Source organism: Salinivibrio sp. PR6, assembly GCF_001995955.1.
GTDB lineage: Bacteria > Pseudomonadota > Gammaproteobacteria > Enterobacterales > Vibrionaceae > Salinivibrio > Salinivibrio siamensis.
Genome location: NZ_MUFA01000006.1, coordinates 37,989 through 61,905, shown reverse-complemented (window position 1 = coordinate 61,905; position 23,917 = coordinate 37,989). Strand labels below are relative to the sequence as shown.

Here is a 23,917-nt window from a genome sequence, read left to right as displayed (position 1 = left end):
AAAAATATACCCAAGCAGGGGCAAACTGCAAGCCTTTATCTGTCTGTTGTGAGTCTATGACCGTATTAACCCTACACAGGTTCAATTTCTTTTAAATGTCGGCGCGTCGCCAGCAACGCCGCCAACACTCCTAGTAGGATTGAGCCCATTAACAATAGCAAAGATTCATCCCAATTGAGTCCGCTAAGGGTAAAGGGACTGTCATAAAGCTGTGCAAATTGCCGCACCGCCCCATCCATCAACCAGGTGTTTAATCCGGTGAGTAACCACGCGACGATCGCCGCCAGTCCGCCCAACCATGCGCCCATATAAAGATAAGGCCGTAAGATAAAACGGTCGGTGGCTCCTACCATTTTCATCACTTGGATCCGTGCACGATGATGGAGTACCTGCAACCGCAAGGTATTCCCCACAAGTAGCACGACAGCTGCCAACATCAACCCGGAAAAAAGCCAAGCAAGTGTAATGGCCAGTGTTTTGATCGCGTCCAAACGTGCCAGCCAATCCGTATCTAACCGCACTTCCTCGACTTCAGCCAGTGCCGAAAGCTTGTCGGACAAGGCTTCCACACGCGCGGTCAAAGAGATGGCGTCTTCTCCATCTGCGGGGGTCACGTCAGGCACCACCACCAACACAGCAGGCAGTGGATTATTATCTAACAAGCTCACCGCTTGATTAAAGCCTCGCTGCTGTTTTAGCGACGCCATACCTTGGTCGGGCGAGATGTATTCAATGCTATCAATGGCGGGCCACTCCCTCAGCTGCTTAGCCAGTGCTTCACCTTGCTGCGACGATTGATCCGGCGTTAAGAACACATTGAGCTCTGCTGGGCTATGCCACTGCGCGCTCACTGCTACCACATTCTTGGCCAATAAGTAGAAGGTCGCGGGTAAGGAAAGTGCAACCGCTAACACCATCAAGGTGAGTAGATTCCCCATCGGGCGTTGAAACAGATCCCGCCAAGCAGTGGAGGCATGACGCTTTTGCGTCTGCATAAAAGATTCAGCCATGACTGACCTCCGCCAAACTGCCTTGCTGGAGATCAAACCGCCTAAGGTGGCGGTACTGCTCAAGCAAGCTGGTGTCATGGGTCGCCATAAGAATGGTCACGCCCACTTGGTTGAACAGACGAAAAAGCTCCATGATTTGCGCTGATAACGCGGCATCGAGATTCCCCGTTGGCTCGTCCGCCAACAGGACTTGCGGGCGATTGACCACCGCCCGGGCAATCCCAACGCGCTGCTGTTCGCCCCCTGATAGCTGAATCGGGAAACAACGCACTTTATCCAACAACCCCACTTTATCTAACGCCGCAGACACGCGTTTTTTGATTTCACCTTCTGGCTGCTGTTCAATACGCAGCGGTAACGCCACATTCTCGTAGACAGTCGCGTCCATCAGCAGGTTATGATCCTGAAAAATAATCCCTAAATGGCGCCGTAGAAACGGAATGTCTTGGCGCGGAATGCGGGAAATATCATGGCCATTGAAGTAAATCTGCCCATCACTGGGGCGTTCAATGGCGCAGATCAGTTTCAGCAGCGTACTTTTCCCGGCGCCAGAATGGCCGGTTAACAACGCCATATCCCCTTTGGGAAGCTCAAAGCTGACTTTTTGCAGCGCCTGACGGCCACCCCGATAGGCTTTGCTTACCTGCTGAAACTGAATCACGGTTATTCCTCCCGGCTAAAGAGCGCCTCGATAAAGTCGTTGGCGTTAAAGGTGCGTAAATCTTCAATGCCTTCACCGACACCAATATAGCGAATCGGAATATTAAATTGTTCTGCCACAGCAAAAATAACCCCGCCTTTGGCAGTGCCGTCTAATTTTGTCAGCGTAATCCCCGTTATCGGTGCAATTTCATTGAACAATTTCGCTTGGCTAATGGCGTTTTGCCCGGTACCGGCATCCAGTGTCAGCATCACTTCATGTGGCGCCCCCACATCCAGCTTTTGCATCACGCGCACAATCTTGCGCAGCTCTTCCATCAAGTTGGCTTTGTTCTGCAAGCGCCCGGCGGTATCCGCAATCACCACATCGACGTTACGCGCTTTGGCCGCTTCAATCGCGTCATACAGCACGGAGGCACTGTCTGCGCCGGTGTGTTGGGCAATCACAGGCACCTGATTGCGTTCGCCCCAAGCTTGCAGCTGCTCGACCGCGGCCGCACGGAAGGTATCACCGGCAGCCAGCATCACAGATTTACCTTGATCTTGGAACTGGCGTGCTAATTTGCCGATGGTGGTCGTCTTGCCCACCCCGTTGACCCCGACCATTAAGATCACGTAAGGCTTTTGGTCAGTCAGCACCAACGGTTGCTCGACCTTTTCCAGCATCTGCGCCATTTCTTGTTTAAGAATGCCATACAAGGCTTCGCCATCTTTTAGCTCGCGGCGACTGGCTTTATCGGTCAGGTTATCGATGATTTTAGTGGTCGCTTCCATCCCCACATCGGAGATAAGCAGCTGCTCTTCGAGCTCCTCGAATAAGTCATCATCGATTTTCTTACCGCTAAACAGGCCAAAAAATCCAGAACCTAAGTTGGTTTTGGTTTTTTGCAGGCCACGCTTTAGGCGGGCAAAAAAGCCTTCACGTTGCGGTCTTTCACGCTCGCGAACCGCAGCAGATTGTGGCTCTGGCTCTGGCTCTGGCTCTGGCTCTGGCTCTGGCTCTGGCTCTGGCTCTGGCTCTGGCTCTGGCTCTGGCTCTGGCTCTGGCTCTGGCTCTGGCTCTGGCTCTGGCTCTGGCTCTGGCTCTGGTGACGCTTGTTCTGGTTCAGGCTGTGTCTGGTCTTTTTTCCGACCCAGACCCAACCATGACATAAATCCACGTTTCTTTTTTTCTGCCATTGGCAAATCCTAAAGCATGCTTGATACAATCAGCGGCTCAATACCGAATCGGCATAGTCTATCACCTTCTTTACGGTCAAAAAATCTATGGTTAAACGCGCCAACCGCAAATCTTCATCAGCTCACGCTTCCCGTGGGGCTGGAGCTGTTCGTATCATTGCTGGCCGCTGGCGTGGCCGTAAGCTTGTCGTGCAAGACGCACAGGGGTTACGCCCGACGACCGACCGGGTGAAAGAAACCGTATTTAATTGGCTGGCGCCCCATCTTCCGGGAGCGCGCTGCTTGGATGTGTTTGCGGGCAGTGGTGGACTGGGCTTTGAGGCGCTCTCTCGCGGCGCGACTTGGACGCAGTTTTGCGAAAAAAACCCCGTAGCGGCCAAACAACTGCGAGATAACCTCGATCAGCTTGGCGCAGAGAATGCGCAAGTAGATAGCACAGATGCACTGACTCTACTCGCCGCGCCACCGCAAAACGGCCCATTCGATGTGGTCTTTGTCGATCCCCCGTTTCATCAAGGGTTGCTTAACGACACCTTGGCTGCGCTCGCAAACAACGGATGGCTCGCACCTGGGGCATGTATTTACGTTGAAGCGGAAAGTGAGCTGGATGACTATCACGTCCCAGGAAACTGGCACTGTCATCGTGAAAAACGTGCCGGACAAGTCAACTTCCGTTTATATTTCAACGACCAAACTTAAGAGACACACTATGAAAGGACTAATTGTACTCGCCAAAGCGGCCATCGCCTTTGTTTGGATCGTCTTACTGGCCAATATCGTTCACCCGTTTCCAGGGGTGGCCGCCATGGCGCTCTATATCATGACCGGCTTTTTGTTGGTGATGCATGGGCTACAAATGCTGATTTTCTTAGGAGCATTTGGCGACAAAATTACCATGACGCGCTGGGAAAAATGGTCAATCCTGATTTTTGGGATTTTTGCGCTGCTCGATATTCGCCGCAAGCATATGATGTAAGTGTCATTCGCGACTATGCTGGCATTGCCAGCATAGTTCAAAGCTGCCGGCGTTCTCTTCTCCACAGTACTGGCATACCCAGTGTGTCTCGCTTTGCTCTTCATACGCCTGCAGTAATTGCCTTGCTTGAGCGACATTTTCTGGGGCAACCCATAAGGTTACGCCTTGCACATCAGTGGGTAACTCGCCCACTGCCGCACTCAGCGCTTCGCCTTTCAATACACAATCAATACGATGGCTGGATAACAGGCCTTTTAAGCTGTGCGCCTCCAAGGTGTTCATCGCGTGATAGACTTTTTCCATCTCACCCTCCTTGGGCGATCACCACCGAGGCACTGATCAGCGCTTGCGCTAAAAAGTAACTCGACATCACCATCGCTTGTGCCGCACGAAATTCGCCCTTAAAACGCGCAAACGCCAGCACGGTATCTGACACCATAAAACAGATAGCACCGGCCAGTGCGAGTGCCGCCGCGGGGGAGTGAGTATTGAGCCAGTATTCACCGGCCGCCCATACCATCTGGGTGATCACGGCAATATACACGGCCACAGGCAGCGCGAGCTGCCCTAAGTTTGGGAGCAGTAAAAGAAAGACGATAATGCCCAGGCCAGACAACATGGCGGGCAGCCACCATACCATATGGCCGTCAAATTGCGCCCAAAACGCGAAGATATAGACCAGGTGTGCGAGTAAAAAACTGGTTAACCCCTGCACAAACCTGTCTTTGGGGAGCATTAAAAAGACATCGCCCACCACAGAGAGCAATAGCGCGACGAAGACCCATTGCGCATAATGAGAGACGCTAATGTGAGTGCCCACTATCGCTATGAGCATCACAATAGTCAGCGGTTTAAAAAGATAAAACTGCCAACGTGGGCCCCGGTAGGCTGCGGAGATATGCAGCAGTCCAGAACAACAGACAGCGAACCAGCTCCACATGAGTATCATTCCTTTCAAGACAAGGACGCCAAGTCTAGGCTGGCTGGCGGAGATGTCCAGCGTCCCTTGATGAGAACAAGATCCAGTTTAAAAAAATCGTAACGTTAACCGTGGGGTGACAACCGATTATTGTGGTTAGCTAGCCACTCCATTGCGGCCACACTTGCGCGTAAAAACCAATTGCCCCCGCGGTAAACAGCAGGATAAGCCCCGCGGCAAGCCGCCAAATCAATCGGTTGCTTCGCGGTACTAATTCTGACTCACAATACTTACTCACCGATATAAATTCACGTATATCGTCCACTTCGTAACCCTCTTCATGAACGACTTTGTTACGAATAGTGGCGACAAAGCGCAGTTTTTTGATCACATCATGCGGCAGGCGTTTTTGGCTACTGTCGATGAGCTGATGGAGCCCCTTCCCTTCGGCGTGATAGTGCTCACGCAGCAAGCCTTCTAGGCGCTTACTGTGCTTAATCACGACTGCGACGTCATCCATGGTCTCTCTCCTTACCAGCTCCCATTTTATGAGTATGGTGGTTTTTATACCATTTAGGGGCATCAGGCTTCATGATTGCGATCTGATCCTGTCATCCTATATTCAATCAGTTATGACCGCCGTTGTCGTCAAAAGTGTCATCATTTATGGCACCAACCACGCGGTGGCGCGATATCGTTGCAATATAGCAGTGGTCAGCGCCGCCCCCGCAAAGGCATATAGCGTCAGCAAGGGGATCCAAACCATAGCGGGCGATAAAGTGGGCCAGTAAGCCCTGACGGGCCAAAGGAACACTGGGTGAATCAAGTAGATCCCCAGGCTATAACGACTCAGGGTTGCAACCCACGATGGTGTTGCTTTATTCGCTCGCCAATGTTTAACGGCAAGGAAAAGTGCCGCACTAATCAGCACCGTGTTGATCGTGGTATACGATAACCAACCCTCAGTGATATAACGCTGATGCGCAACACTGGTGGTTAACACGTGATACTCGGTCATACCCAAAGCCAGTAAGCCCAGCGCCCACCACAGTACCAACGCACGTGGCGCTTGGTGTAGCCAATAGCCTAACCATAAGTAGCCGCCATAGAGGATAAAATCATTCCGCCACCAGCCATGCGCGCCGGTTAAATACCAAGCCGTTAAGCTTATCCATGCTAATCCGATAAAAGCCACTGACCATGACGGTAAGCGTGGCATTAACGGGCGTAGCAATGGCACCCACAGCAGCAACGGGATGTAATAGTAGAAAAAGCCAAGGTGATAATAAGTTTCATGCTGAGGGGCCGCGCCCAATGTTTGGGTGACGGTCTGCCACGAAAAACCATCCGGCGTCAGTCCAGACAGACACGCAAACGCGAACGACCACACCAGAAAGGGCACCACCACCTTAACCACGCGGCGACGGATAAAATGGCGCAAGCGGAAAGGCCGCGTCGACGAGAGCAGCAGTAAGCCCGAAATCATAATAAAAATCGGCACCGCCCAGCGGCTTGCACTGTTTAGCCCTACCGCGACCACCCAATCACTCAGCGCAATATCACCAATTTGAAACCGATACGGACCCAGTACATGAATCGCCACCACGAAAAAGGCAGCGAGGACACGCAATATGTCGAGGTAATCAATATGTGTCTGTGTTTCAGTCTGTTGCATTTGTTAACACTTTTAACCAGTGACCGGATCGAGCACGCATCCATCATACGCCAACTTCGCGTCAAATGATGTCCGTTAAAGTCATTATCCAGTCAAATATGTTTCTTTTTTGCCTCATTAGCAGCACGTAGATCGAGTTTTACGCTCACTAACTAGCTTTTAATCTTGCTATTTAAGTTAAAAAACAATTAACATTCGGCCTCCTTTTCCCATAGACGGGAAATGCAGTACAACGAAGGAGACCAACCCCATGCACTCAAGTACCACAGAGCAACAAGGTGGGCCGCACAAGCGCACACTGTTTACGCGCTTTCTCGATACCGTCGAGTGGCTCGGCAACCTGCTCCCTCATCCAGTGACCTTATTCGCGATTTTCTGTGTCGCTATCCTGATCGCCTCGGGTGTCGCTGGCTACTTTGATGTGTCTGTCGCCGATCCTCGCCCAGAGGGCGCAAAAGGACGTGCGGCAGATGGCATGATTTATGTGCAAAGCCTGCTCAACGCCGAAGGCTTGCAAATGATCGTCACCAACTTGGTGAAAAACTTTACCGGCTTTGCCCCACTCGGCACCGTGCTGGTGGCCATGCTCGGTGTGTCGGTCGCAGAACATTCAGGGCTGCTGTCAGCCTCCATGCGCGGCCTGGTAATGGGCGCGTCGCGCCGTACCGTCACCTTTACCATTGTCTTTGCCGGTATTATCTCGAATACGGCTTCAGAGCTCGGTTACGTGGTTTTAATCCCGCTTGCCGCGATGATCTTCCATTCATTAGGCCGTCATCCATTAGCCGGGCTTGCCGCGGCGTTTGCCGGGGTATCAGGCGGTTACTCTGCTAACTTGTTGTTGGGAACTGTCGACCCTTTGCTGTCGGGGATCACCGAGTCAGCCGCGCAAATGATTGACCCAGACTACATCGTTGGGCCCGAAATGAACTGGTACTTTATGTTCGTTTCTACCTTCTTCATCGCGATTGTTGGTGCGTGGATCACCGATAAGATTGTCGAGCCTAAGCTGGGCCAGTATGACCACGACCAAGCGTCTGAAGATGTCGCCGCCGCCTCCGCGAGCAAGCTTAATGATGACGAGAAACGCGGTCTTCGTAATGCCGGGATTGCGGTGCTGATTGTCAGCGGCATTTTAGCGCTCACCATCGTCCCTGAGTGGGGACCACTGCGTCACCCCGAGACCAATGAAGTGGCAGGCTCGCCGTTTTTGAAAGGCATTGTTGCCTTTATTATGGTGTTCTTTGCCGTTCCCGGTATTGTGTTTGGCCGTACCGTCGGCACCATCAATAACGATCGCGACGTGATTGATTCGATGTCTAAGTCGATGAGCGCCATGGGCATGTATATCGTGCTGGTGTTTTTCGCGGCGCAATTTGTGGCGTTCTTTAAATGGACCAATTTTGGTCAAGTGATTGCGGTCGGCGGTGCTGACTTTTTGCAAACCATCGGTTTAACAGGGCCTGCATTATTCTTTGCCTTCATCTTGATGTGTGGCCTGATTAACCTCTCGGTCGGCTCGGCATCGGCGCAGTGGGCCATCACCGCCCCCATCTTTGTACCTATGTTGATGCTGGTCGGTTATGCCCCAGAGACGATTCAATCAGCCTACCGGATTGGCGATTCAGTGACCAACATCATTACCCCGATGATGAGTTACTTTGGGCTGATTCTGGCGGTGGCGTGTCGCTATGTGAAAAACCTTGGCATAGGCACCTTGATTGCCACCATGTTGCCTTATTCGATGATCTTTATGGTGGGATGGAGCATTCTATTCTACGTATGGGTTTTCGTGCTCGGTCTGCCCGTTGGCCCTGGTGCAGAAACCTACTACAACTTCAACCAGTAACGTATCGTTATTCGGTGTTAAGGCAAGCGCTCGCGCTTGCCTTTTCTTTTTGGCGCGGCGCTTTTCCCATAAGTGTCATTTTCATCCATCCTTTAAGACGGTTATAGTAAACCTATCTCAGTGATGGTAAACCAAGATGACAGATCTCGCCGACAGTAAGGATCAGCCGGCTTTTGACGCGCACTCTCTCGCCCGTGAAGCAGTGCTGAGCGACGCATTTAAGCACCACATAACACCTTTTTGGCAACAGCGTGAACAAGGCTACTTCCACGGGGAAGGAGGGCTACGTTTACACTGGTGCAGCTTTACCCGTCCGCAGAATAGGCAAGCGGTCGTGGTGGTCAATGGCCGCATTGAAAGCGTGATGAAGTATCAAGAGATCTTTTATGACCTCGTTCAGATGGGCTATGACGTTTACAGCTTTGATCACCGCGGCCAAGGTTTGTCCGAGCGGCTCGTGATCAAACCGCGCGATCTGGGTCATGTCGAACGCTTTGACGACTATGTCACTGATCTGGCGACCTTCATGCAGTTTATCGGGGCGCACCGACAGTACGACCATACCTTTATGCTCGCCCACTCTATGGGCGGGGCCATCGCCGCACTCTATGCGCATCGATTTCCCCATGCGATAGACGGGCTTGCAATGACCGCGCCGATGTTTGGCGTGCACGTCAGCCCGTGGCTTGGACGTATCGCGCCTTGGTTGTGTCGTTCGCTGGCGCGCTATCAGCATCCACCACGGTTTGGGCCCGGACAAGTTGGTTATCGTCATGTGCCGTTTGAACAAAACCGCCTGACCCATTCTCGCGCACGGTATGCCTGGTTTCGTCAGCTCTACATCAACCAGCCTCAACTGCAGATCGGCGGACCTAGCGCTCGCTGGATTGCCGAGGGAATGGCCGCAGCCCAGCACTGCTTAGCCATCGCCCCCCAATTGGCCACTCCGACACTCATTTGCCAAGCTGGCGGCGAGCAGATTGTGTCTAATCCCGCGATGGCCGAGTTCCATTTTTTACGCCGGCAAGCCAATCAGCCGAGTCAATGGCAGTTTTTTCAAGGCTCACGACATGAAATCTTGTTTGAAACCGATACACATCGGCTGGCAGCGTTCACGGCCATCGATGATTTTTTTCAACGTCAGAGCCAACACTAAAAGCGGAAATCGCTCAGTGAGAGGGTTCCCTTTTTCACCGTCGTCAGTTGCAGTAGACTCAAACATACTGTGATTGTGATCGCCTAACTAATGAGGACATGATGTACAAACTCGTCGCTTCCGATCTCGATGGTACCCTGCTCACCCCAGAGCACAGTATCGCGCCCTATACCAAACAGGTGTTGGAACAACTGCACCAGCAAGGCATCCATTTTGTGTTTGCCACGGGTCGTCATCATGTTGACGTAGCGAGCATTCGTGAAACCGTTGGCATTCCTGCATACATGATCACCTCCAATGGCGCACGCGTGCATGACAGTGATGACAACTTGGTATTCCAACACAATGTTGACCCTGAGATTGTTGCCAACCTGATTAACGAGGTGAAGCAGGATCCGACCGTCACCATTCACCTCTACCGCGATAATGACTGGCTGCTGAGCAAAATGGATGAAGAGCTCGCCCGCTATCATAAAGACTCTGGCTTTAACGCCCAGGAGTTTGATGTGGACAACCCACCGGTCGATAACATCGCGAAGATTTTCTTTATTCGCCACGATCACGACCACCTACTCAAATACGAGCATCAGTTTTTGTCGCAGTATGGCGAGAACATCAGCGTGGCATTTTCGACGCCATTCTGCCTGGAAGTGATGGGCAATGGGGTGTCCAAAGGGGCCGCGTTAGAGGAAGTGGCGCGTCGTCATCAGCTCAACTTGGCGGACTGTATTGCCTTTGGCGATGGCATGAACGATGTCGAAATGCTACGTGCCGCCGGACAAGGCTTGGTAATGGCCACCGCACAAGCGCGCGTCAAGGCCACCCTCTCAGATAAAGCCATTATTGGTAGTCATGCTGATGAAGCGGTGGCGCGCTATTTGAAAGCGCACCTATTAGACTCACTTTTATAAGCGACCTGGCTCACACCGTGAGCCAACAGGCGCCTGATGGCGATGCACTATTCCCCCGCCATCGCCAGGATCGCCTGCCATTGCGCTGCGGTAACCGGCATCACACTCAGTCGGTTACCTTTTTTCACTAACGGCATCTCGGCCAGCGCCGGATTTTGCTTCATCTCTGCCAGTGCAATTAACGGCACATGACGCTGATATTCCACATCCACCATAAACCAACGTGGGGTTTCAGGTGTGGCTTTCGGATCAAAGTAGCCGCTATCTGGCTCAAATTGGGTATGATCGGGATAACAAGCGCGGACCACGGTCGCCACACCGGCGACACCCACTTGTTTGCACGAGGAATGATAAATCAGCACCTCATCGCCCACTTTGACCTCATCACGCAGCATATTACGCGCTTGATAATTGCGCACCCCTTCCCAGCATGAAACCTTTTTCTGCTTTAGTGTGTCTATCGAAAAGGTATCTGGCTCTGTTTTAAATAACCAATAACTCATGCTAGCTTGCTCTTAATCGGATGGTGGCGGCAATCTTGCCCTGCCTGCATTCAGGGCGCAAGCCTGCCTACTCTCGCTCAGTACAAGGAGTTTTTCGTGCCATCTCTTCGTCCCCTTATCGTCGCCTCGATGAGTTTGCTTGCCCTCGCCGGGTGCGGTAGCACCTCTGGTCCGGTAGAACTGGGCCATCGCAGCGACAAGGTTTCAACCGGCTTGGTTCACACGCCGCAACCTTTTATGCAAACCGGCCGCATTTCTGTCAGCCCAGAAACGGCCAGCTTCACGCCGTGCGGCAGTCAAAAACAGTACTGGCTTGATTTAACCGCTGACCAACGCGCGACCTTATCGCAGCAGTCCGGTCCGGTATACAGTGAGTTTGAGGGCTATTTCACACCTGTGTCACGCCGCGGGTACAGTGCCGACTACCCTGCCGCGGTGACCATGACCCGCTTAAATATGCTCACCAGCGAATTAGAGGGATGCGCACAACCGCGTAATACCTTGTTGGCGGAAGGCCAAACCCCTACCACCTGGTCAGCCGCTGTCGGCCAAGGGCATCTGGCATGGGAAAGCGAGCAAGACTCACAAGAGCGCCCGCTCAGCGGACAAAGCATGAGCCAAGAGCAGGCACAATTCCGTGCTCAACAAGCCGCTTTAACGCTTAGCGCCCAAGGCTGCCAACAAAGCGCCAACACCCTCTATGGCTGGCAAGCACGCTTAAAAACGGCGAAAGGCACTTACCAAGGGTGTGCGATCTTACCTTCCGTGGATACCAGTCAGCATTGGGCGGGAGAATACCAAGGTACCAGCCAGTCGCCCGGCCAACCGACACTGACCACCCAACTGACGTTGCTGCCCGATCATAGCGCCATCACCAGCTACCACCCACAAGGGGAAGCGGTGACCAAAGAAACCGGGATTTGGCAGCCAGTTGGGGAGAACCAAGTCCAAGTGCTCACTACCCGTAGTGGTGAGCAAATGGTGGTGTCTGAGCGCATATATACACGTAACGGGTTTTCCCTCTCCGCCTCCGAGGAAACCTTTAATGGCAACAGCTACTCATTAGGTCATGACGGCTTAACGCTGAGGCTCAAAGTCGGGGATGCCGTGAACGTATCGAATCAAGCCGGCATTAAAGGCAGCGCCGAGAAAAACCCGCGCGTTGAGCAAGCACTCAAAGACTATCTTAGCGATAATGGCCAAACCGGCCCCCTCACCTATCGCTGGCTTACCCACGACCTCAATCAAGACGGGCAAGCTGATCTGTTGGTTTTGACCGACAGCTGTGGCAGTGGCGGCTGCACCTTATTGGTGTTTAAAGGCGACGCGCAAGGCTGGCAGTTTAATAGCCGCATGACACTGGTGCATGTGCCCCTTTTATTAGCACGCAGCCAAAACAAAGGTTGGCATGATTTGATCGTGCCGGTCGGTGGCGGTGGTGCACCGGCCGGCCACCATGTGATGCAATTTGATGGGCAGCGTTATCCACTCAACCCCAGCACTGCACCTCGCGCACCTAAACCGGATAGCTCAGACACAGCATTATTTGCCGATGGCATCTATGCCACCCAACAAGGGGCGGTATTAGGCGAAGAATAACGTAGACGCGAACGACCATGGCACGTGGGCTCGCATTCCTTGTCGGACTTGCGCACAATAGCAACCTGACACCTTGAGGAGAGTCTGATGGCCCGTTCGCCCTGCCGCCAATGCGGTTTTACCTATCACTGTATCTGTCACTGCTATTGGCCGCTGGAAAGCCAATTGCAATGCGTGCTGGTGATGCACGAAAACGAAGCGGCGCGCCAATCCAACACCGGCAAACTGGTTAAAGCGGCGCTGCCCCACACTCAGATAGAGATTTGGCAACGCAAACAACCACCGCAAGCCTTGCTCGACAGCTGGGCGCGCGGTGATGTATCACCTTGGTTGTTGTTTCCCAGTGACGATGCCGTCCCCGCCGATAGACTGTTCGCTGACGCGGATAGGTCATTTTCTTGCACGGAGACGTTAGCCGACACCAATGCACCTCGCGCGCCGTTACAGTTTGTGGTGCTGGATGCCACTTGGCAGCAGGCGCGAAAAATGCTCAATAAAAGCCCGTGGCTCAATGGTCTGCCACGGGTCAGTTTGCCGTCGACTGCCGCCTCGCAATATACGCTTAGGCGCAACCAGCCTCCGGGACACCTGTGTACCAGTGAAGCGGTGAGTGCATTACTACGAAGCCAAGGCGACGTGAACGCCGCCACGCAGCTGGACCATTTTCTTGTCCACTTTATGGAGAGCTACGAAGCCGATCGCCACCATCACACTACACCACTCCCCGCCCCCAAGGTGCTGACGTCAAACGCGTGAACAAAAAAACGCCGAGCACAGCGCGCTGCCATGCCCGGCGTTTACGTCGTTTATGGGCTACAGCTTAAAGCGGCTGATCTCTTGCTCGAGGCTATGAGAAAGCTCGGATAACGTCGCGGCTTGACGCGCGGCTTCATCCGCTTCGGTCGATAGCTCATTGGACACATCGCGAATGCCCTCTGAGTTACGGGTGATCTCCGCGGTGACGCTCGATTGCTCTTCCGCTGCCGAAGCAATTTGCGTCGCCATATCGCTAATTTGGCTCACCGCCGCGACAATCTGGCTCAAGCTTTCGTTCGCTGCGCTGGCATCTTCCACACTGGCATGCGCACGTTGCTGGCTATCTTGCATCATGGTCACCGCGCGACCGGTTGCCTGCTGCAAGGTATCAATCATTTGCTGAATTTCGGTGGTTGAGGCATGGGTACGCTGGCTCAATATCCGTACTTCATCGGCTACCACCGCAAAGCCACGGCCATGCTCACCGGCGCGTGCGGCTTCAATCGCGGCATTCAATGCCAGCAGATTAGTTTGCTCGGCCACTTCTTGAATGGTCGACAAGATGCTGGTGATGCTGTGCGCATGCTGATCCAGCTCACCAATCACACCGGTCGCCGCTTCTACTTCACGGGCAAGCTCGGTGATCGAGTGCTTACTTTGCTCCACTTGCTGGCCGCCATCGTTGGCAACGCTTTCAGTCTCTTGGGCGGTGCGCGCAGTATTATCGGCATTGCCGGCAATATCTTGGGTCGCCGAGGCCATTTCATGGATAGCGGTCGCCACCATATTGATTTCATCTTGCTGATGACCAATCCGGGTGGAGCGCTCTTCCGCTTGCGCCGCAGTTAGCTCGGCTTGTTGCTTGAGCGAGCCAGACAGCTGACGTAAGTGCGACACCATAGTGTGCATGTTGCCGACAAAGCGGTTGAAGTTGTTGGCAAGTTTGCCAATTTCGTCATTACTGTGTGGCTCTAGGCGCTGGGTTAAGTCCCCTTCACCGGAGGCAATTTCTTCTAGCGCGGCGGATACATTGAGCAAGTCACGGAACAACACGTGCATCAACCACGTCACGGCACCGGCCACCAGCAAAGTGATCACTACCGCGGTCAGCATTAGGTCGAACAAGGTATCACGCTGGCTGGCGTATTCAGTGCGCTTATCCAGCTCAATCGCCAGTACCCAATCGGTGTTAGGAACCGAGGCAAAATAAAACAGTTTATCAACGCCATCGACAGGCAATTCCACCAGCGATTGCTGTGCCAACGCCTGACGCACGCGGTTTTCATTCAGCTCAGGAGACAGGCTGCGATACGGTTTTAGCAGGCGCGCTTTGTCTTTGTGAGCGAGAAAAGTGCCATCAGCACCTAGCAGCATCGCGTTCGCATTTTTGCCCACTTTTAATTGGGTCACGTCACGGATCAACTGGTCAATCAACACATCTGCGCCCACCACACCGATTAATTCGCCATTACGACGCACCGGCTCGGCCAAGGTCACCAGCATCGCACCGGTAATCGCATCACTGTAAGCAGTGGTAATAATCGGGCTACCTTCGCTCACCGCTTGCTTGTACCACGGGCGGACGCGAGGGTCATAATCATCGCGGTTGCGCTCAGGACGCGAGCGATACATGGCACCTTTGGGGGTGCCAAAGTAGATATCGTCAAACCCACCGGCCTCACGCGCTTGCTGCAAATAGCTCACACGACGGCTACTGCTGGTGTAATCGGTAAAGGCACCGGTGATATCGGCACGGATTTGCACCCAACCGCTGATCGATTCGGTCGCCGCATCGGCGATACCACTGACGCGGCTATAGATGCTCGACTGGGTTTGGGCTTGAATTTGGCTTACAGCAAGCCAGGTGAGAAAGGCGGCCATCAGCAATACAGCAGATAAGCATGCCCCAATTAATTTTTGTTTTAGTGATAACTGCATGGGAACGGCTCTCAAAGCAACGACAGGTTAATTCCAAACTCCCCGATAACCGAGGTAGCAATAGTGAACAGCCGTCACCCCGTCCCTAGGGTACCGCGAGCCCATCCAGCGCATCGCGGGTTCACAGCGCCGAATAATTTTTATCCGACATGGCAAGCGCGCGCTAATGTAACAGCGCGCAAGAAAGATTGCCATTTTTTAGACAAAAAACAGTCAACTAGAGAACATTTAGAATCAAGATCACATAAACCAATCATCGCTTATGATATGCCGTTTATTGCAAACAACACAAAAGCAAGTAAACACCTCTGTAGGTTTCCGTAGTGAAACCTACTCCTAACCTTCTATTTTTTCATAATCATACTGGTCTTTAATGAAGTCATTAAAATAAGTGCCATGACTCGATGCATTAATAAAAGCGTTCCCAATATACTCAGGGACATCATAGTATCGGTAGCCACCACCATATTTAAAACGCACATCCAACATGTGCGAGATCTCTGAGTAGCCAATATTAGAAATGGCCGAAGACGATACTCGATGTTGCTCAAACATAGGATATGGCGTCAAGCCATTAACGGTATCGATAATTAGTTGAGCGATAACGGGTGCACCGCGGTTATTAAGATACGCTGCTTCTAGGCCATGCCCAGTAGGATCAGATAGTAGATTCGCATATACCGAATCTGAAGGAACTGCGTCGTATGCTAAACGTACTGCCAACATAATCAAGTCATTCGCATTAGTGAACGTTTTGGCAATTTCTGGCACCTGCTGCCCATAATAGCCCCCAACACTATAAGTTGGATTAGCTATACCCATATAACCGAGCATAGGGTAATCCGACAGTGCAGCTTGATTGGGATAAACATAGGAGTAGGACACACTCGTATAAACCGCATTCCCATAGAAGTTACCTTGTGAATGAGTAACTAATACTGTTCTAGCACACTTTCCAACTTGGCTCTCCACGACCCTTTCAGCCGCAGTGTAGTCATACTCTTGCATTAATGAATCAACTTTTTCAATGACGGTACTGTAGAACCAAGCTAGCATCTCGCCAGCATCTTCCAAAACCGAAACATCTTTACCACTAACAAGTCGATTCAAGAATCTCCCGTAGCCGGCTTCATATTGCTCATCGGTCATTTTATGAAAAGCGACCTCAGCTATTTGCAACAAAAGTGTCTCCGAGTAGTTATAGGAATATTCGACGCCCGATGCCTTTTCAAAAGTATAAAGATATTTGTCTTTGAATCGATTCAAAGCATTCACGTTTTGCTTAGCCGCTTCTGAAGAAGTAAACATTCCGTTGATGTAGGCAAGTTGGAGTTTATCAACGTTAACTTCACACTGAGCCGCACTCGTACTAGCATAAAATAGTGACATCAAACCAAGAATAGTCGCGAGCTTTTTCATTTAACCGCCTCCTCTGCCATTGTCCCTACACACGGTTGATCAATCGTCAAAATCGCATCAAGATCGTGCTCCATTTGCTCGAAAATACGTTCTTTTCCATTTCGGTAGGTTAACGCTCTGTACAAGGTATCGGTATGCAGCTCTAGTGGCGTCATTTCAATAACACCTGTTTTCAGCAACTCCTCAGCACACTCTTCCAAAACCAAAATTTCGTTGTACTTTTTAGTCGCATCCTCAACTGACAGCTGGATGGATTTATCAAACGCAATTTCATTGATATCGGTATACTCAAGACCGAGGTTAATGGCCAGCTGAACAATTTGGGGGTTTTGATACGCCTCTGTTACAGCCACTTCGTAACTATCACGAATATCATTGTTATTTTTATCCACTCCCACAATGGCCTCAGGGGATTTAGGGCCTAAATCTGGGCCTGGATTTGGATTTGGTTCTGAGTCTAAATAATCGAGTAAACGCCAAGCACTAGAATTAGAAGGATACTCTCCTTGAACCCACCATTTAGCTAGGTAAATATCTCCTTCAAAGTTCACGACTGAACCACCAGCATAAGGTGTTTCATGCTCATAGTTGTCAATCGTATCTGTATTGATGTGAATCCAACCATCCCAAGAGATATCATTTACTACTGGCTCAGTTCCTTGTGTCCAATGAGAAGATACAAATGACTCTCCATGGTGAGTGACTAGGTCACCCGAATTGTAAACAGTATCTTTATTCCATGACTCCATCGCATGTGCTACCAGTGGGATACTTAAACTAACCGCTATTAAAATAACGTTTTTATTCATGCTTCATCCTTAAATACTATGTCAGCGCATACTTTATAGGGTGAGTAGAGGTTTTATGTGAAAATCTTTCTTGTTCATTAAATGTAAAAATAAAACACCTGAAGTTATTTAGTATTACGCCAGATTCAACCTTTAAAATAAAGAAAGCCTCTCTTCAGGCTTAGTGTGTAGTGATGATTTAGACGGGTCGCGCCATATGAATAAAATTCAACTACATAAAAAACATATTTTCTATCAACATAAACGAAGATATATTATGAATTTCATTGGCATACTAAAGGGTTGCATGCAGATTTCACTGCACATACAGTAGACTTGGAATATGTTTGCGATTTTTCCATCGACATTATTATTAATTACATAACAAGCATTATCTAACTCGCAGCTTTTGGTGTTAATCTAATTTTTAAACGGACACGTTTTGCGTTTATTTCGCTGTTTTTCAAAAAATATCAGCGACACATAGCTAATGGCTGCGATATATGCAGTGTCGCTTATAGAAGTACTGAATGTATTTTTTAAGCTTTTCTCGAAAAATAGAACACACGACTTTTTCAGGAAAACTTTATTATCACAGCGCATTTACACATGCTGTCCGGCCACCCAGCCGGAGCTCCAGGCCCATTGGAAGTTATAGCCGCCGAGCCAGCCGGTGACATCTAGCACTTCACCGATAAAATACAGGCCGGGAATATCTCGCGCTTCAAGGGTTTTCGAGGAAATTGCGTGGGTATCTACCCCACCAAGCGTCACTTCTGCGGTGCGGTAACCTTCGGTGCCGTTTGGGGCTATGGACCACTGGTGAAAGTAGTGATGAAGTTGATCGAGCTGTTTGTCATCGAGCTGCTTGAGCGGTTTATCTGGCAAGCTATCGCGCGCAATCAAGACTTCGACCAGGCGTTTGGGGAATAGGCGAGACAGTGAGGTTTTTAAGGTTTGGTTGGGGTGCTTATCACGCATCGCCACCAGCACGTCTTTTAGTGACTCACTGGGGAGTAAATCGATGGTGACCGCTTCGCCCGGCTGCCAAAACGAGGAGGTTTGCAACACCGCCGGTCCCGATAAGCCGCGGTGGGTAAAGAGCAGGTTCTCGGTAAAACACACACCCGATTCGGTGGTAATCGAACACGGCACCGACACCCCAGAAATATCGGCAAAACGGGTTTTGTCTTCTTGGTGCAAGGTATACGGCACCAAGGCGGCGCGGGTGGACAGCACTTTTAAACCAAATTGTTCGGCAAGCTGATAACCAAAGGGGGTGGCGCCGAGCTTGGGCATGGAAAGGCCGCCCGTGGCGACCACCAACGACTGGCAGCGCACCGGCTCGCCATTGAGTTTGAGGCGAAAGCCGGCTTCTTCTTGTTCGATATCGTGCACTTCACAGCGATAGCGTTGACTGATGGTGGCTTGGTCACACTCGGCCAAGAGTAGGTTGACGATATCTTTGGCGCTGTCATCACAAAACAGCTGGCCGTGGTCACGCTCGTGATAGGCCACACCATGGGTGGCCACCAGACCAATAAAGTCCCATTGGCTGTATTGTGCCAATGCGGATTTGACGAAGTGCGGGTTGTCACACAGGAAGTTACTCGCGGTGACATCATAGTTGGTGAAATTGCAGCGTCCGCCGCCTGAGATCAGGATCTTGCGGCCCGGTTTTTTGGCATGATCCACCACCAAAACACGGCGGCCACGTTGGCCTGCTTGTGCCGCACACATCAATCCTGCCGCACCGGCGCCAATCACAATTACATCATACTCAGTCACACGCTTACCTGTTTATTCTCTGCTCACCCTGTGGGAGCGGCATTGTAGCAGCCCGCACGTAAGCGGCAAGCGCGATTTAACGCGCCTGCGCTTCGGGCGGTGGCACCATGACACCTGCGTTTTGCTCAATCATACGAGGGTCCATATGCAACGTACGGGTTGGGAAGGCAATATCCGCACCGTGCTGATGAATAATACCAATCACTTGCAGCAGTACATCCTGCTTCACGCGGTGATAACGTTGCCAGTTCACCGTTTTGGTGAAGGTGTAAATAAAGAAATCGAGCGAGTGTGGGCCAAAGCTGTTGAAGTTCACAATCAAGGTTTGTCGCGTTTCAATGTCTGGGTGGGCTTCAAGCATGGCATACACATCGTCAATCACCGCGCTGATTTTATCGGCGTCTTGGTAACGTAGCCCGATGGTTTCATAGATGCGGCGGTTGAGCATCCGCGAGGGGTTCTCGACCACCACGTTACTGAATACCGAATTGGGAACGTATAAAGGGCGCAAATCGAAGGTGCGCACCACCGTCATACGAATACCAATTTTCTCCACTGTGCCCTCAATGTTGCGATCCGGCGAGCGCACCCAATCACCGACTTTAAACGGGCGATCAAAGTAAATCATCACCCCACCGAAGAAGTTCGACAGCAAGTCCTTAGCGGCAAAACCAACAATTAAACCCCCGACACCCCCGACGGTCAGTAGACCTGAGACGCTAACGCCCAGGCTTTTCAGCAAGGACAAGGCCCCGAAGCACACAAAGAGGGCGCGTAAGACATTCCCCAAGGTATTGATAGTGGTGTGGTCGCGTTTGCTCGTCTCAATCATCACCTGCTCGCTGCTGTTAACTAAGCGTAACAGCACCCAAATGATGACCCAGATCACCACCAAATCTTGCACCAAGGTAAGCCAACTGAGTGAGACATTGCCTAAGGTGTTATCGACAATGATTTCCAGCGAATGAGAAGCTGGCCATAGCCAAATCAACACACTTAAAGGCGTATCTATCGCCGGCCAAATGATGTCGTCCCAGCGGGTGATAGTCTTTTCCGCCAAGGCTTTCAGCCGCCCAACCAGCACGTGCCAAATCGTCCAGGCAATGGCACTGATGCCCGTTAACGTGACAACATCCGAGATCCATTCCCACGCCGCTGCCTCATGAAGCGACTGCCACCATTGGAGTAGGCTTTGCATGATTCCCTCAATTACGCTGTGATCCGAGTAGTGGCGTCAGGTTAACAAAAAAAATGCTGACCGAGGTCAGCATTTTGTCGAAATTGTTGGCGTCCGCTTACCAGCCCGCAAAAGCGACAAGAAAAAAGGTCGCGAGCAAGGCACCAGACAACGCAGCATTGAGGATGAACAAATGGCGCACTTTGTTGCATTTGCCCACGAATATTTCATCGTGATGATGGAGATACTCCTGACTACGAATGTACTGATACAAGCGCTTTTGGCGCGAGATATCGCCTTGGGGTGAGAGTGAGAAAAAGTTGTTATCTCCGCGACAAATTTGCTGATAAAGCAGCGGATTCGCATCGCGCAACATCACAACGAGCGCGCGCAGTGAAGACAGGTAGCGCGCGAAATTAACCAGTGTGACGGTAAAAACTGCCACGATTAGGATATCACCGTTCATAGACCTCTCCCTACGCTACGCCGGATAGCGCTCAGAGGGAGAGGTAACCAGATTACTGCCCTGCTGAGCCGTCCATCACTGACGTAGACTCTTCAACCGCCATCGATGCCAAGTCTTTGTCAATAAAGAACAGTGCCTTGCCATCTTCGCCGACTAACTCGATCTTATCGAGTATGCCTTTAAACAGCTTCTCTTCTTCATGCTGCTCCGCTACATACCACTGCAAGAAATTGAAAGTAGAATAATCTTGTGTGGTAAACGCAACGTGCGCCAAGCTGTTAATTTTTTCCGTAATCAAGCGCTCGTGTTGATAGGTTTCGCGAAACACTTCGCCCAGTGATGCGAACTCATGACGCGGTGCGTCAATCGAACCCAAAATAGGCATCGCCCCTGTCTCACTGACGTACGTAAAAAGGCGCTGCATATGCTGCATCTCTTCTTGTGCGTGCTTATGCAGGAATCGCGCGGCTCCTTCGAAGCCTTGATCCTCACACCAAGCGCTCATTTGTAAGTATAGATTTGATGAGAAAAACTCCAAATTGATCTGCTCATTGAGCCTGTCAACCATGGCAGGTGCTAGCATATAAAACATCCTCTTTATTTGGGGTTAGCTGCCATTCTGACCAGCAGCACGTTGGTTTTCAAGCGGATCACGCCGACTAACCGCATCGAGACCGAGTCTTGTATCGAATTTATGACTCGTGTCATCGTCGAGTTGTTGATCGGAATGCGATCACAGTGACTGTTTTTTATACGCAAGCTCGCTAAACTGCGATGACAGCCAGATAGAAAAAGGATAACCCCATGTCATACAAGCATATTTTGGTTGCTGTCGATTTGTCAGATGACAGTGAACGCCTGCTCAAGAAAGCCGATGCCTTAGCCAGTGCCCTCGACGCCCAACTTTCCTTAGTCCATATCGACGTTAATTACGCCGAGCTCTACACCGGGCTCATCGACATTAACTTGGTCGAGTCGCGTAACCGTGTGATTGAAGAAGCGCAGCAAAAGCTGAATCAACTGGCCAGTGACGCGCAAAGTCCAGTGACACATACCTTGGTCAGCAGTGGCGATCTTGCCGAGGAAATCACTGAATCGATTCAAAATATGGGGATCGATCTGGTCGTGGTCGGCCATCACCAAGACTTTTGGAGCTCGTTGCTCTCCTCCACCAAGCAGTTACTCAATAAAACACCGGTGGATCTGTTGATGGTGCCTATCCGCGACTAACAGAACCACTTTCTTCCCCCGCGAAGGCGGTGATTCCGCCTTCTTGCTGCCATCATCGCTTTATCTGCTACCCACACCAAGATGAACCGATTGCGTCCCCGTGATGAAACGGTACACTGCCCTTTTTACCATTTTATCGAAGGAACCGAAGTCATGGGGTATCTTAGCGGCGTCACACTGCTGTGGGCCTTTTCATTTAGCCTGATTGGCGTGTATCTCGCCGGCCAAGTAGACAGTTATTTTTCTGTGCTGATGCGCATTGTATTGGCTGGACTGGTGTTTTTGCCCTTTTTGCGCCCTCGCCAAGTACGCCCTGCCTTTGCCGCAAAATTGATGCTGGTCGGCGCCTTTCAACTCGGCATTATGTACTGCTTTTTCTATCAGTCCTTTTTATTTTTGTCGGTGCCAGAGGTGCTGCTGTTTACCGTCTTTACCCCGCTTTACGTCACCTTGATTTACGATGCCTTAAAACGCCAGTTTAGCGCGTGGTATCTCGTCACTGCCGCGGTTGCAGTGCTTGGCGCCGTGGTGATCCGCTATGCCACCGTCAACCCAGACTTTCTGGTCGGCTTTTTGGTGGTACAAGGGGCCAACCTTTGCTTTGCGATTGGCCAAGTCGGTTACAAATACCTGCTTGAGAAAGAGCAAACTCAGCTGCCTCAACATGCGGTATTCGGTTGGTTCTATCTTGGCGCTTTAGTCGTGGGCGTGCTGGCTTTCGCCTTGCTCGGCAACAGTGACAAGCTACCCACGACACCCACCCAGTGGGGCGTATTAATTTATCTAGGCACCATCGCCTCAGGGCTGGGCTATTTCTTTTGGAATAAAGGTGCGACGCTAGTTAATGCGGGGGCACTCGCGGTGATGAACAACGCCCTGATCCCAGCCGGCATTGTGGTCAATGTACTGATTTGGAATCGCGAGGCAGATCTCATGCCATTACTCAGTGGCGGGGTGTTGATTTTAGCTGCGCTGTGGTTTAACCAAACCTGGGTCAAACGCCACGTTGCCGCGCAACGGAGTGCCGCCCCACGGTAGGCCGCCCCACGGCCTCTGCCACCCAAACACAAAACAGGCAGGGAAATCCCTGCCTGTTCACTTATCCGAGAGAGAAGACGCGATCAGATAAAGGCAAACGCGTCTGAGTAAAGGTGATCGCGGCTCACGCCACGCTCTTTGCAGAACATGTCACGCGCCACACCCGCCATTTCAAAACGGCCAGCGATATAGATGTCGTAAGCGCCCAGGCTGACAAAATCTTCCATCACCGCTTCCAATACATTACCCACTTTCCCGCGCCACTCGCCTTCGGCTTGCTCCACCACTGGCATAAAGGTGATATTGCTGTGTGACTCAGCCAGTGCTTGCAGCTCATCATGCGCATAGAGCTGACAAGGGGTGCGGGCGCCCCAATAAATAAAGATCGGAGACTGTATACCTTGGCTAATACAGTGATCGACCATGCTGCGCACGTAAGAAAAACCAGTACCACCGGCAATCAGCAGCAAAGGACGCTCGCTCTCACGTAGCCAAGCATCACCGGCAGGCTCAGTAATTTCAAAGTCCGCTTGACCACTTTCTAACGCGGCTTTGGCCTTTTCAACCACTTCTAAGGCAAACGGGTTTTCATCCGCCGCGCCAACGTGCAGCTCAAGCTCTGCACCCGCTTCGCGACATGGGCTGCTTGCCAGCGAAAACGGGCGCTTATCTTTTTCACCCATCACCGCCATCACGTATTGCCCCGGCTGATAGCTCACCGCCTGCTGCGGCTTTAGGATAATGCGGTAGGTGTGACACGCCAACGGCTCAACGGCGGTCACTTCACATAGTATCGACATTCTGTTCCTCTGTTTGTTATTGCTACAGCCGATGAGGTTATTAGAGGCGGCATCACTACCGCCTTTGGCTGTGTTTGTGT

At 51.4% G+C, this 23,917-nt stretch carries 25 protein-coding genes; 9 read left to right on the top strand and 16 right to left on the bottom strand.

Going from position 1 to position 23,917, the window contains the following annotated elements; all coding sequences use genetic code 11:
* Nucleotides 1-71: 71 nt before the first annotated feature.
* The 3 genes from ftsX to ftsY are packed head-to-tail and all read right to left on the bottom strand — an operon-like array spanning nucleotide 72 to nucleotide 2,849.
* Entirely contained in the window at nucleotides 72-1,010 is a 939-nt protein-coding gene (gene ftsX, locus BZG72_RS06225; protein ID WP_077456812.1) for a permease-like cell division protein FtsX, read from the bottom strand.
* A complete protein-coding gene (ftsE, locus tag BZG72_RS06220; RefSeq protein ID WP_077666375.1) occupies nucleotides 1,003-1,671 on the bottom strand; it encodes a cell division ATP-binding protein FtsE in 669 nt (222 codons plus the stop codon). Before ftsE ends, ftsX begins: the two co-directional genes overlap by 8 nt.
* A gap of 2 nt (nucleotides 1,672-1,673) precedes the next feature.
* Nucleotides 1,674-2,849: a signal recognition particle-docking protein FtsY gene (gene ftsY / locus BZG72_RS06215; RefSeq protein WP_077666374.1), complete on the bottom strand. Its 1,176-nt coding sequence runs from the start codon at nucleotides 2,847-2,849 to the stop codon at nucleotides 1,674-1,676.
* Between the two features lie 87 nt (nucleotides 2,850-2,936).
* Here ftsY and rsmD point away from each other — a divergent pair, with 87 nt between their 5' ends.
* Both rsmD and BZG72_RS06205 read left to right on the top strand, forming a co-directional pair.
* The gene (gene rsmD, locus BZG72_RS06210) at nucleotides 2,937-3,548 is read left to right on the top strand and encodes a 16S rRNA (guanine(966)-N(2))-methyltransferase RsmD (RefSeq protein WP_077606772.1); all 612 of its coding nucleotides are present in this window, start codon (nucleotides 2,937-2,939) and stop codon (nucleotides 3,546-3,548) included.
* Nucleotides 3,549-3,558: 10 nt separating this feature from the next.
* A complete protein-coding gene (locus tag BZG72_RS06205; RefSeq protein WP_077666373.1) occupies nucleotides 3,559-3,825 on the top strand; it encodes a DUF1145 domain-containing protein in 267 nt (88 codons plus the stop codon).
* 3 nt (nucleotides 3,826-3,828) lie between these two features.
* Here BZG72_RS06205 and BZG72_RS06200 read toward each other — a convergent pair whose 3' ends face one another.
* The 4 genes from BZG72_RS06200 to BZG72_RS06185 form a co-directional block, all read right to left on the bottom strand.
* Entirely contained in the window at nucleotides 3,829-4,128 is a 300-nt protein-coding gene (locus tag BZG72_RS06200) for a putative signal transducing protein (RefSeq protein WP_077606773.1), read from the bottom strand.
* 1 nt (nucleotide 4,129) lies between these two features.
* Nucleotides 4,130-4,765 carry a lysoplasmalogenase gene (locus tag BZG72_RS06195; RefSeq protein ID WP_077666372.1) on the bottom strand — a complete coding sequence of 212 codons (636 nt, stop codon included), beginning with the start codon at nucleotides 4,763-4,765 and terminating at the stop codon, nucleotides 4,130-4,132.
* Between the two features lie 139 nt (nucleotides 4,766-4,904).
* Complete coding sequence (locus tag BZG72_RS06190; protein ID WP_046074564.1) at nucleotides 4,905-5,264, bottom strand: DUF4145 domain-containing protein; 360 nt, start codon at nucleotides 5,262-5,264, stop codon at nucleotides 4,905-4,907.
* Nucleotides 5,265-5,408: 144 nt separating this feature from the next.
* Nucleotides 5,409-6,419 (bottom strand): acyltransferase, encoded by a 1,011-nt coding sequence (locus BZG72_RS06185; protein WP_077666371.1) that lies wholly within the window; start codon nucleotides 6,417-6,419, stop codon nucleotides 5,409-5,411.
* A 250-nt stretch (nucleotides 6,420-6,669) separates the two neighbouring features.
* On the opposite strand from BZG72_RS06185, the gene BZG72_RS06180 reads away from it, so the two are divergent.
* From BZG72_RS06180 to BZG72_RS06170, 3 genes are all read left to right on the top strand, one after another.
* Nucleotides 6,670-8,268 carry an AbgT family transporter gene (locus BZG72_RS06180; protein WP_046074566.1) on the top strand — a complete coding sequence of 533 codons (1,599 nt, stop codon included), beginning with the start codon at nucleotides 6,670-6,672 and terminating at the stop codon, nucleotides 8,266-8,268.
* A gap of 136 nt (nucleotides 8,269-8,404) precedes the next feature.
* A complete protein-coding gene (locus BZG72_RS06175) occupies nucleotides 8,405-9,424 on the top strand; it encodes an alpha/beta fold hydrolase (RefSeq protein WP_052708049.1) in 1,020 nt (339 codons plus the stop codon).
* A 101-nt stretch (nucleotides 9,425-9,525) separates the two neighbouring features.
* Nucleotides 9,526-10,335, top strand: coding sequence for a Cof-type HAD-IIB family hydrolase (locus BZG72_RS06170; RefSeq protein WP_046074567.1), 810 nt, complete (start codon nucleotides 9,526-9,528; stop codon nucleotides 10,333-10,335).
* A 47-nt stretch (nucleotides 10,336-10,382) separates the two neighbouring features.
* Here the strand turns inward: BZG72_RS06170 and BZG72_RS06165 are convergent, their stop codons facing one another.
* The gene (locus BZG72_RS06165) at nucleotides 10,383-10,838 is read right to left on the bottom strand and encodes an EVE domain-containing protein (protein ID WP_077666370.1); all 456 of its coding nucleotides are present in this window, start codon (nucleotides 10,836-10,838) and stop codon (nucleotides 10,383-10,385) included.
* A gap of 96 nt (nucleotides 10,839-10,934) precedes the next feature.
* Here BZG72_RS06165 and BZG72_RS06160 point away from each other — a divergent pair, with 96 nt between their 5' ends.
* Both BZG72_RS06160 and BZG72_RS06155 read left to right on the top strand, forming a co-directional pair.
* Complete coding sequence (locus BZG72_RS06160) at nucleotides 10,935-12,437, top strand: hypothetical protein (RefSeq protein ID WP_077666369.1); 1,503 nt, start codon at nucleotides 10,935-10,937, stop codon at nucleotides 12,435-12,437.
* A gap of 87 nt (nucleotides 12,438-12,524) precedes the next feature.
* The gene (locus BZG72_RS06155) at nucleotides 12,525-13,193 is read left to right on the top strand and encodes a tRNA-uridine aminocarboxypropyltransferase (RefSeq protein WP_077666368.1); all 669 of its coding nucleotides are present in this window, start codon (nucleotides 12,525-12,527) and stop codon (nucleotides 13,191-13,193) included.
* A gap of 57 nt (nucleotides 13,194-13,250) precedes the next feature.
* On the opposite strand, the gene BZG72_RS06150 is transcribed toward BZG72_RS06155, so the two are convergent.
* From BZG72_RS06150 to ftnA, 7 genes are all read right to left on the bottom strand, one after another.
* Nucleotides 13,251-15,131: a methyl-accepting chemotaxis protein gene (locus BZG72_RS06150; RefSeq protein WP_077666367.1), complete on the bottom strand. Its 1,881-nt coding sequence runs from the start codon at nucleotides 15,129-15,131 to the stop codon at nucleotides 13,251-13,253.
* 336 nt (nucleotides 15,132-15,467) lie between these two features.
* Complete coding sequence (locus tag BZG72_RS06145) at nucleotides 15,468-16,550, bottom strand: KTSC domain-containing protein (protein ID WP_077666366.1); 1,083 nt, start codon at nucleotides 16,548-16,550, stop codon at nucleotides 15,468-15,470.
* Nucleotides 16,547-17,359: a carbohydrate-binding protein gene (locus tag BZG72_RS06140; RefSeq protein WP_077666365.1), complete on the bottom strand. Its 813-nt coding sequence runs from the start codon at nucleotides 17,357-17,359 to the stop codon at nucleotides 16,547-16,549. Before BZG72_RS06140 ends, BZG72_RS06145 begins: the two co-directional genes overlap by 4 nt.
* 582 nt (nucleotides 17,360-17,941) lie before the next feature.
* Entirely contained in the window at nucleotides 17,942-19,126 is a 1,185-nt protein-coding gene (locus BZG72_RS06135; protein ID WP_077666364.1) for an NAD(P)/FAD-dependent oxidoreductase, read from the bottom strand.
* A 76-nt stretch (nucleotides 19,127-19,202) separates the two neighbouring features.
* On the bottom strand, nucleotides 19,203-20,324 hold the full coding sequence (locus tag BZG72_RS06130) for a mechanosensitive ion channel family protein (protein WP_046074572.1): 1,122 nt from the start codon (nucleotides 20,322-20,324) through the stop codon (nucleotides 19,203-19,205).
* Nucleotides 20,325-20,421: 97 nt separating this feature from the next.
* Entirely contained in the window at nucleotides 20,422-20,769 is a 348-nt protein-coding gene (locus tag BZG72_RS06125; protein ID WP_077578171.1) for a universal stress protein UspB, read from the bottom strand.
* 52 nt (nucleotides 20,770-20,821) lie between these two features.
* Nucleotides 20,822-21,352, bottom strand: a complete 531-nt coding sequence (ftnA, locus tag BZG72_RS06120) for a non-heme ferritin (protein WP_046074610.1) — start codon at nucleotides 21,350-21,352, stop codon at nucleotides 20,822-20,824.
* Nucleotides 21,353-21,573: 221 nt separating this feature from the next.
* On the opposite strand from ftnA, the gene BZG72_RS06115 reads away from it, so the two are divergent.
* Nucleotides 21,574-21,999: a universal stress protein gene (locus BZG72_RS06115; protein ID WP_046074574.1), complete on the top strand. Its 426-nt coding sequence runs from the start codon at nucleotides 21,574-21,576 to the stop codon at nucleotides 21,997-21,999.
* A gap of 153 nt (nucleotides 22,000-22,152) precedes the next feature.
* Nucleotides 22,153-23,037, top strand: a complete 885-nt coding sequence (locus BZG72_RS06110) for a carboxylate/amino acid/amine transporter (RefSeq protein WP_077666363.1) — start codon at nucleotides 22,153-22,155, stop codon at nucleotides 23,035-23,037.
* A gap of 83 nt (nucleotides 23,038-23,120) precedes the next feature.
* Here BZG72_RS06110 and fre read toward each other — a convergent pair whose 3' ends face one another.
* On the bottom strand, nucleotides 23,121-23,837 hold the full coding sequence (gene fre / locus BZG72_RS06105) for an NAD(P)H-flavin reductase (RefSeq protein ID WP_046074576.1): 717 nt from the start codon (nucleotides 23,835-23,837) through the stop codon (nucleotides 23,121-23,123).
* Nucleotides 23,838-23,917 lie beyond the last annotated feature (80 nt).

What these genes read in the sequence shown, in the direction of transcription:
- fre (WP_046074576.1), bottom strand. Translation starts at nt 23,837, where the DNA reads ATGTCGATACTATGTGAAGTGACCGCCGTTGAGCCGTTGGCGTGTCAC.
- BZG72_RS06185 (WP_077666371.1), bottom strand. Translation starts at nt 6,419, where the DNA reads ATGCAACAGACTGAAACACAGACACATATTGATTACCTCGACATATTG.
- BZG72_RS06110 (WP_077666363.1), top strand. Translation starts at nt 22,153, where the DNA reads ATGGGGTATCTTAGCGGCGTCACACTGCTGTGGGCCTTTTCATTTAGC.
- rsmD (WP_077606772.1), top strand. Translation starts at nt 2,937, where the DNA reads ATGGTTAAACGCGCCAACCGCAAATCTTCATCAGCTCACGCTTCCCGT.
- ftsY (WP_077666374.1), bottom strand. Translation starts at nt 2,849, where the DNA reads ATGGCAGAAAAAAAGAAACGTGGATTTATGTCATGGTTGGGTCTGGGT.
- BZG72_RS06195 (WP_077666372.1), bottom strand. Translation starts at nt 4,765, where the DNA reads ATGTGGAGCTGGTTCGCTGTCTGTTGTTCTGGACTGCTGCATATCTCC.
- BZG72_RS06175 (WP_052708049.1), top strand. Translation starts at nt 8,405, where the DNA reads ATGACAGATCTCGCCGACAGTAAGGATCAGCCGGCTTTTGACGCGCAC.
- BZG72_RS06155 (WP_077666368.1), top strand. Translation starts at nt 12,525, where the DNA reads ATGGCCCGTTCGCCCTGCCGCCAATGCGGTTTTACCTATCACTGTATC.
- BZG72_RS06130 (WP_046074572.1), bottom strand. Translation starts at nt 20,324, where the DNA reads ATGCAAAGCCTACTCCAATGGTGGCAGTCGCTTCATGAGGCAGCGGCG.
- BZG72_RS06165 (WP_077666370.1), bottom strand. Translation starts at nt 10,838, where the DNA reads ATGAGTTATTGGTTATTTAAAACAGAGCCAGATACCTTTTCGATAGAC.
- BZG72_RS06190 (WP_046074564.1), bottom strand. Translation starts at nt 5,264, where the DNA reads ATGGATGACGTCGCAGTCGTGATTAAGCACAGTAAGCGCCTAGAAGGC.
- BZG72_RS06180 (WP_046074566.1), top strand. Translation starts at nt 6,670, where the DNA reads ATGCACTCAAGTACCACAGAGCAACAAGGTGGGCCGCACAAGCGCACA.
- BZG72_RS06205 (WP_077666373.1), top strand. Translation starts at nt 3,559, where the DNA reads ATGAAAGGACTAATTGTACTCGCCAAAGCGGCCATCGCCTTTGTTTGG.
- ftnA (WP_046074610.1), bottom strand. Translation starts at nt 21,352, where the DNA reads ATGCTAGCACCTGCCATGGTTGACAGGCTCAATGAGCAGATCAATTTG.
- BZG72_RS06125 (WP_077578171.1), bottom strand. Translation starts at nt 20,769, where the DNA reads ATGAACGGTGATATCCTAATCGTGGCAGTTTTTACCGTCACACTGGTT.
- BZG72_RS06150 (WP_077666367.1), bottom strand. Translation starts at nt 15,131, where the DNA reads ATGCAGTTATCACTAAAACAAAAATTAATTGGGGCATGCTTATCTGCT.
- BZG72_RS06200 (WP_077606773.1), bottom strand. Translation starts at nt 4,128, where the DNA reads ATGGAAAAAGTCTATCACGCGATGAACACCTTGGAGGCGCACAGCTTA.
- ftsX (WP_077456812.1), bottom strand. Translation starts at nt 1,010, where the DNA reads ATGGCTGAATCTTTTATGCAGACGCAAAAGCGTCATGCCTCCACTGCT.
- BZG72_RS06140 (WP_077666365.1), bottom strand. Translation starts at nt 17,359, where the DNA reads ATGAATAAAAACGTTATTTTAATAGCGGTTAGTTTAAGTATCCCACTG.
- BZG72_RS06115 (WP_046074574.1), top strand. Translation starts at nt 21,574, where the DNA reads ATGTCATACAAGCATATTTTGGTTGCTGTCGATTTGTCAGATGACAGT.
- BZG72_RS06170 (WP_046074567.1), top strand. Translation starts at nt 9,526, where the DNA reads ATGTACAAACTCGTCGCTTCCGATCTCGATGGTACCCTGCTCACCCCA.
- BZG72_RS06145 (WP_077666366.1), bottom strand. Translation starts at nt 16,550, where the DNA reads ATGAAAAAGCTCGCGACTATTCTTGGTTTGATGTCACTATTTTATGCT.